At 72.2% G+C, this 7,933-nt stretch carries 5 protein-coding genes; all 5 read right to left on the reverse strand.

Features of this window, described 5'->3' with window-relative positions; genetic code table 11:
* Positions 1–199: 199 nt before the first annotated feature.
* Positions 200–1,633 (reverse strand): UDP-N-acetylmuramoyl-L-alanine--D-glutamate ligase, encoded by a 1,434-nt coding sequence (gene murD / locus JFN87_RS30660; protein WP_209345398.1) that lies wholly within the window; start codon positions 1,631–1,633, stop codon positions 200–202.
* Entirely contained in the window at positions 1,615–2,685 is a 1,071-nt protein-coding gene (mraY, locus tag JFN87_RS30665; protein ID WP_209345399.1) for a phospho-N-acetylmuramoyl-pentapeptide-transferase, read from the reverse strand. The genes murD and mraY overlap by 19 nt, the downstream gene beginning before the upstream one ends.
* Positions 2,682–4,121 (reverse strand): UDP-N-acetylmuramoyl-tripeptide--D-alanyl-D-alanine ligase, encoded by a 1,440-nt coding sequence (locus tag JFN87_RS30670; protein WP_209345401.1) that lies wholly within the window; start codon positions 4,119–4,121, stop codon positions 2,682–2,684. Before JFN87_RS30670 ends, mraY begins: the two co-directional genes overlap by 4 nt.
* Before the next feature lie 4 nt (positions 4,122–4,125).
* Entirely contained in the window at positions 4,126–5,742 is a 1,617-nt protein-coding gene (locus JFN87_RS30675) for a UDP-N-acetylmuramoyl-L-alanyl-D-glutamate--2,6-diaminopimelate ligase (protein WP_307865658.1), read from the reverse strand.
* Between the two features lie 126 nt (positions 5,743–5,868).
* On the reverse strand, positions 5,869–7,848 hold the full coding sequence (locus tag JFN87_RS30680) for a peptidoglycan D,D-transpeptidase FtsI family protein (RefSeq protein ID WP_307865659.1): 1,980 nt from the start codon (positions 7,846–7,848) through the stop codon (positions 5,869–5,871).
* Between the last annotated feature and the right edge of the window lie 85 nt (positions 7,849–7,933).

Consider the following 7,933-nt stretch of genomic DNA (forward strand, 5'->3'; position numbering starts at 1 on the left):
AGTGCGTTCTACCGATCTGCCCGGTAGTCCGGCGATCTCAGCCGGCCGGCGAGGCCGCAGCCAGCCGAGCGCGGTGATGACGGCGGCGCGGGGCGGCCGCGCCGAGGCCCGCCCTTCGCTCAGCGGGGTGGTCTCGTCGGCCGGCATCGTCGGTGTCCCCTCCAGTCGCGCGCCCGGCCGGGCACCTGGGCCCCGCCGGTCAGGCATGCTCCGCGCTGAGCGAGCGTACGGCTTCCGCGAACGCCTCGCCGCGCTTGTTGTAGTTGGCGAACATGTCCATCGACGCGCAGGCCGGGGCCATCAGGACCGTGTCCCCCGGCTGTGCCAGGCGCGTCGCCTCGTGGACCGCCGCCGACATCGCCCCAGTGTCTGTCCGGTCGAGGTCCACGACAGGGACCTGCGGGGCGTGTCGCGCGAGGGCTTCCCCGATGAGCGCACGGTCCGCGCCGATCAGCACGACGCCGCGCAGCCGAGCGGCCGCGCCGGCGACGAGTTCGCCGAACGTGGCGCCCTTGGCGAGCCCGCCGGCGATCCAGACGATCGGGTCGTAGGAGGCGAGGGACGCCTCCGTCGCGTGCGTGTTCGTGGCCTTCGAGTCGTCGATGTACGTGACGCCCCCGACCTCGGCGACGTGCTCCATGCGGTGCGGGTCGGGGCGGAAGGCGCGCAGCCCGTCGCGGACCGCGGACGGCTCGACGCCGTAGGCGCGGGCGAGCGCCGCCGCGGCCAGCGCGTTCGCGATGTTGTGCGGCACGGCGGGGGTGACGTCGGTGACCTCGGCCAGCTCCTGCGCCTTCTCGCGCCGGTCGTCGACGAACGCTCTGTCGACCAGCAGGCCGTCCACGACGCCGAGTTCCGAGGGGCCCGGCGTGGAGAGCGTGAAGCCGATCGCGCGGCAGCCCTCCTCGACATCGGCGGCGCGCACCAGGTCCTCGGTCGCCTTGTCGGCGGTGTTGTACACGCACGCGACCTGGTTGCCCTCGTACACGCGGCCCTTGTCGGCCGCGTAGGCCTCCATGGAGCCGTGCCAGTCGAGGTGGTCGGGTGCGAGGTTGAGCACGGCCGCGGAGTGGGCGCGCAGGCTCGGCGCCCAGTGCAGCTGGTAGCTGGAGAGCTCGACGGCGAGTACGTCGTAGGTCTCGTCGCCGGTGACGGCGTCGAGCAGCGAGACGCCGATGTTGCCGACGGCGGCCGTGCGAAGACCTGCGGCGGCCAGGATCGCGGCGAGCATCCGCACGGTGGTCGTCTTGCCGTTCGTGCCGGTCACGGCGAGCCACGGCGCCGCGTCCGGGCCGCGCAGCCGCCAGGCGAGTTCGACGTCGCCCCAGACCTCGGCGCCCGCCTTCGCGGCGGCCGCGAACAGGGGCTTGTCCGGCCGCCAGCCGGGGGCGGTGACGACGAGCTGAGTGCCGTCGGGCAGCGTGTCGCCGTCGCCGAGCCGCACGGTGACGCCGAGTGCGGTGAGCTCCTCGGCCTGGGCGCGCGAGCGCTCGTCGTCACCGTCGTTGACGACGGTGACCTCGGCGCCGAGGCCGGCCAGGACGCGCGCCGCGGGGACGCCGGAGACGCCGAGCCCCGCGACGGTGACGCGCCTGCCGCGCCAGTCGCCCGTGCTCACTTCTGGGCCGCCCATCCGGCGTAGAACAACCCGAGGCCGACGATCACGCACATGCCCTGCATGATCCAGAATCTGACCACCACAAGGACTTCGGACCACCCCTTGAGTTCGAAGTGGTGTTGCAGCGGTGCCATCCGGAATACGCGCTTGCCCGTCATCCTGAACGAACCGACCTGGATGACCACGGACATGGTGATCAGGACGAACAGGCCGCCGAGCACGGCCATCAGGAACTCGGTGCGCGAGGTGATCGCGAGGCCGGCGAACGCGCCGCCGAGCGCGAGCGAACCGGTGTCGCCCATGAAGATCTTCGCGGGGGACGTGTTCCACCACAGGAAGCCGAAGCAGGCGCCCATCAGGGCGGACGCCACGACCGCGAGGTCGAGTGGATCTCGCACGTCGAAGCAGGCGTTGGGGTTCGTCAGCGTCACCGCGTTGGCGCAGGACTCCTGGAACTGCCACAGGCCGATGAAGGTGTACGCGCCGAACACCATCACCGAGGCGCCGGTGGCGAGGCCGTCGAGGCCGTCCGTCAGGTTCACGCCGTTCGACATGGCGAGGATCATGAACAGCGCCCAGACCACGAACACGACGGGCCCGATCGACCAGCCGAAGTCCGTGACGAACGACAGCTTCGTGGACGCGGGCGAGATGCCGCGTCCGTTGGGGTCCTGCAGCGCGAGCACCGCGAACGCGATGCCGACGATCAGCTGCCCGGCCATCTTCGCCCTGGCCCGCAGGCCGAGCGACCGCTGCTTGACGATCTTGATGTAGTCGTCGAGGAACCCGACGAGCCCCATGCCCGTCATCAGGAACAGCACGAGCAGGCCGGAGAAGTGGAACGCCTCGCCCGTGATCACCTTCGCCAGGACGTACGCGATGAGCGTCGCCAGGATGAAGGCGATGCCGCCCATGGTGGGCGTGCCCTTCTTGCTGCCGTGAGTACGGGGCCCGTCGTCCCTGATGAACTGTCCGTACCCCTTGCGGGCCAGCAGCTTGATGAGCAGCGGGGTGCCGATCAGGGTCAGGAAGAGCCCGATGGCCCCCGCGAAGAGGATCTGCCTCATCGGCCGGCGACCTCGCCCTCGGCCGCGCCGTCGAGCAGGGCGAGGGCCACCCTCTCGAGCGCTGCCGACCTGGAAGCCTTCACCAGCACGACGTCTCCCGGCCGCAGTTCACTGCGCAGCAGGTCGACCGCCGCCTGTGCGTCGGACACATGCACCGACTCCTCACCCCACGAACCCTCGTTGTATGCGCCCAGCCGCAGCCAGGACGCTTCCCTGCCCCCGACCGCCACGAGCTTGCTGACGTTGAGCCGGACGGCGAGCCGCCCGATCGCGTCGTGCTCGGTGAGCGCGTCGTCCCCGAGCTCGGCCATCGGGCCGAGCACCGCCCAGGTGCGTCCCCCCTCGGCCCGTGCGGCACCACCCATGGCGACCAGCGCACGGAGCGCCGCTCGCACGGATTCGGGGTTCGCGTTGTAGGCGTCGTTGACGATCGTCACACCGTCCGAGCGCTCGGTGACCTCCATACGCCAGCGGGAGAGGGTCCCCGCCGTCGAGAGCGCACCGGCGATCTCGTCGACTGACAGGCCCAACTCGTGGGCTACGGCGGCCGCGGCGAGCGCGTTCGACACGTGGTGCTCACCGTACAGCCGAAGCGTCACGTCGCTGCACCCGGAGGGTGTCCGCAGCAGGAACGAGGCCTGTCCCGCGGCCGTCAGGCGTACGTTCTCCGCCCGTACGTCTGCTTCGTCCGACTCGCCGAACAGCACGACGCGTGCGGTGGTGCGGGAGGCCATGGCGCGTACGAGCGGATCGTCGGCGTTGAGCACCGCGATGCCGCCCTCGTCGGCCGGCGGCAGCGACTCGACCATCTCGCCCTTGGCGATCGCGATGTTCTCCTTGCTGCCGAACTCGCCGATGTGCGCCGAGCCCACGTTCAGCACGAGGCCGACGCGCGGCGGGACGAGGCCCGTCAGGTACCGGATGTCGCCGATGTAGCGCGCGCCCATCTCCAGCACGAGGTAGCGGGTGTCCGCCTGGGCCCTCAGCGCGGTGATCGGCGCGCCGATCTCGTTGTTGAGGTTGCCCTCGGGCCAGATCGTGGGCGCCTTGGTGCGCAGCAGCTGGGCGATCAGGTCCTTGGTGCTGGTCTTGCCCGCGGAGCCGGTGAGGGCGACCACGGTGGCGCCGAGGCGCTCCACGACGGCCTTGGCGAGGGCGCCGAGCGCCTCGACCACGTCCTTGACGACGATCGACGGGACGCCGACGGGGCGCGTCGCGAGCACGGCGACGGCGCCCTTCTCGACCGCCTGGCGGGCGAAGTCGTGGCCGTCGGCGCGCTCGCCCGCGAAGGCCGCGAAGAGGCTGCCTTCCCGCACATCGCGGGAGTCGTGGACGACGGGTCCTGTGACCATGACGTCCCCGGACTCCGGGCCCGGTATGTCGTGCGCCTGCCCGCCGACGATTGCGGCGACCTCGGCTAGGGAGAGGGCGATCACTTGGTCATCCCTGACTGTTGTTCCTGTGACGACTGTTCTCGTGGCAGGGCTCGTCGTGGAGCGCGTGTGCGATGGCTTCGCGCAGGACCTCCCGGTCGTCGAAGGGGCGCACGACGCCCGCGATGTCCTGCCCCTGCTCGTGGCCCTTGCCGGCGATGAGCACGGTGTCGCCGGGCTGGGCCCTGGCGACGGCGGTGGCGATGGCGCAGGCGCGGTCGGCGTCGACGAGGACGGCGCCCCGCTCGTGCGCGGGCACCTCGGCCGCGCCGGCGAGCATCGCGGCGAGGATCGCGAGCGGGTCCTCGGAGCGCGGGTTGTCCGAGGTCAGCACGGCGGTGTCGGCGAGGCGTGCGGCCGCCTGGCCCATCGGGCCGCGCTTGGTGGTGTCGCGGTCGCCGCCGCAGCCGAGCACGATGTGCACCTGGCCCTTGGTGACCTTGCGCAGGGACCGCAGCACCGACTCGACGGCGTCGGTCTTGTGCGCGTAGTCGACGACGGCGAGGTACGGCTGGCCCGCGTCGATGCGCTCCAGGCGGCCGGGCACGCCGGGCACGGCGGCGACGCCGTCGGCCGCGGTCTGCGGGTCGACGCCCGCGACGGCCAGCGCGACGATCGCGGCGAGGCTGTTGGCCACGTTGAACGGTCCGGGCAGCGGGGACTCCGCGTGGACGCGGACGCCGTCAGGGCCGACGACGGTGAAGGTGGAGCGGTGCGAGCCGACCCTGACGTCCTCGGCGCGCCAGTCGGCGTAGGGGTGGCCCTCGGCGGAGAAGGTCGTGATCGGCACGGTGGCCTCGGTGACGAGCCTGCGGCCGTACTCGTCGTCGTAGTTCACCACGCCCTTGCGGCTGCGCCGCGGGGTGAAGAGGCTCGCCTTGGCCTGGAAGTAGTCCTCCATGCCGTGGTGGAACTCCATGTGCTCCGGGCTGAGGTTGTTGAAGACGGCGACGTCGAAGACGCAGCCGTCGACCCGGCCGAGCACCAGCGCGTGGCTGGAGACCTCCATGGCGACGGACGTCACACCGCGTTCGCGCATCACGGCGAAGAGCGCCTGGAGGTCGGTGGCCTCCGGGGTGGTGCGCTCCGACTTGATGCGCTCGTCGCCCACGCGCATCTCGACGGTGCCGATCAGGCCCGTGCTGTGGCCCGCGCCGCGCAGGCCGCCCTCGACGAGGTAGGCCGTGGTGGTCTTGCCCGAGGTGCCGGTGATGCCGATCTGCAGCAGGTCCTCGCCGGGGCGCCCGTAGATCGCGGCGGCCAGTTCGCCCATCCGGGCGCGCGGGTCGTCCACGACGAGCACGGGCAGCCCGGTGGTCTCCGCGCGCTCGCGGCCCGCGGGGTCGGTCAGGACGGCCGCGGCGCCCAGCTCGGCGGCCTGCGCGGCGAAGTCGGCGCCGTGCAGGCGGGCGCCCGGCAGGGCCGCGTACACGTCGCCCGGGCGCACCGCGCGCGAGTCGTGGGTGATACCGGTCACCGAGCCGGGGCCGACGGCCCGCGTCCCGTCGAGCAGTCCCGCCAGGGCGTCGAGCGGGCTGGGGTCCACCCGGGCGGGGCGCGGGGGTCCCGGCCTGGTCTCGGGGGCGGGCGCGGAGTCGGTCGGGTTCTGATCAGCTTGTGGCACGGCGGTGAGCGTACCCGCCTGCGCGGGGCTCGGGCCAAGCGAGGCCGACGCGCGGCCTCGGTGGGCCGGGCGGTCGGCGGGTGGTGTGGTGTCGATCGTCACGTGCGGTTCCTGGTGCTCTGGGGGTCAGTCGCGGGATCCCGGTTCGAAGGTGACGGGCAGCTTCGCGGGCTTGCTGCCGCTGGGCGGGACCTGGAGCGATTTGAGGGAGAACTCCATGACCTTCTTGAAGATGGGCCCGCAGATGGAGCCGCCGAAGTACGACCCCTTGGTCGGGTTCTGGATGGCGCAGTACACGGTGACCCGGGGCTTGTCCACGGGTGCGAATCCCGCGAAGGACGCGGTGTACCCACGGTAGCCGCCGGTCTTGGGGTCCACCCGGTTGGCGGTGCCGGTCTTGCCGGCCACACGGTAGCCGGGGATCTGCGCCGAGTTTCCCGTGCCCTCGATGTTGCCGACCACCGACTCCAGCATGTTGCCGACGGTGTGCGCGGTCTTGGCGCTGACGACGCGGCTCTTCCTGGGCGCGGGGCCCGGGGTGAAGCGGCCGTCGGGGCCGCGGGTGCCCTTGATGAGCGTCGGCTGCACGCGCACGCCGCCGTTGGCGATGGTCGAGTACACGGACGCGGCCTGGAGTGCGTTGATCGAGAATCCCTGGCCGAAGGGGATCGTGAACTGCTGCGACGTCGACCAGTCCTGCGGCTTGGCGAGCAGGCCCCGCGTCTCGCCGGGGAAGGCCAGTCCCGTGGGCTGCCCGATGCCGAACTTGGTGAGGTACGAGTAGAGCACCTCGTCGGCCTGGGCCTGCGTCTTGCCGAGGTGGCCGGCCGCCTCGATGGTGCCGATGTTGCTGGACTTGGCGAGGACGCCGTTGAGCGTGAGGTACTCGGTCGCGTGGTCGATGTCGTCGTGGAAGAGGCGGTCGCCGCGGTGCAGCCGGTTCGGCACGACGACGTGGGTGAGGGCGGTGGCCGCCTTCTCCTGGAGCACCGCCGACATGGTCATGACCTTGGCGACGGAGCCGGGCTCGTACGCGTCCTGGAGTGCCGCGTTGCCGAGGTCCGCCGGGTTCGCGGACGACAGGTCGTTCGGGTCGAAGCTGGGCGCGTCGGCCATGGCGAGCACCTGGCCGTTGCGCGCGTCCTGCACGACGACGTACCCGCGGTCGGCCTTGGACTTCTTGACCTGGGCCGCGATGGCCTTCTGCGCGGCCCACTGGATGTCGCGGTCCAGGGTGAGCTCGATGTCGGTGCCGGGCACGGCCGGCTTCTCGCTGGAGCTGCCGGTGGGCACGCGCCGGCCGCCCGACTGCGTGTACGAGATCTCGCCGTCCTTGCCCGCGAGCTCCTTGTTCAGCATCGATTCGAGGCCGCCGGCGCCCTTCCCCGCGCCGTTGACGAAGCCGAGCACGCCGGCGGCGAGCTCGCCGTTGGGGTACACGCGCTTGCTGGACTCCTCCTCGAAGACGCCGGCGAGCGGGTTGGTGCCGGGCCCGCCGGCGGCCGAGTCCTTGCTCGCCTTGGCGGCGAGCACGTTCTTGAGGTCCTTGATCTGGTTCCAGACCTGGGGGGTGCGCCGGGGCGCGAGCATGGCGTAGCGGGACTTCGGCGTCTTGAGCTTCTTCACCAGGGCCGCCTGGTCGACGCCGAGGATCGGGGCGAGGAGCGCCGCCGCGCGCTCCGGCGTGTCGGGCGCCTTGCTGAACTTCGGGGTGAACATCGACGGGTCGGCGGTGATGTCGTACGCGTCGTCGCTGGCCGCGAGGGAGACGCCCGAGCGGTCGGTGATCTCGCCGCGCTCCGCCGCGATGGTCGACTTGAGCACGCGGTTCTCGTCGGCCTTCGCGGTGTAGGCGGTCGCGTCCACGGCCTGTACCTGCAGGAGCCGCACGACGAAGACGAGCATGACGAGCGACATGGCGAACGCGACGAACCGCAGGCGCGGCTTGGGGCTGCCGAGCGTCAGCCGGCGCGCCGTGCGCGGGGGCCCGGGCCGGTACGTGCGGCGCTTGGCGGGCCGCGGCCTCGCCCCGGGCCCGGGGCGGGCGCCGCCCGAGGGCCGTGCCGGTCCTGGCACCCTGCGGCGGGGAGGTTCCTGGGAGGGCACGCGCGTCACCTGCCGTCGATGGTCGTGGGGGTGGGCGCCGCGCCCTGCGGCGCCGCGAGCGGCACGGCGGCAGAACCGAGGAGGG

This window comes from Streptomyces montanisoli (assembly GCF_017813245.1).
Lineage (GTDB): Bacteria > Actinomycetota > Actinomycetes > Streptomycetales > Streptomycetaceae > Streptomyces > Streptomyces montanisoli.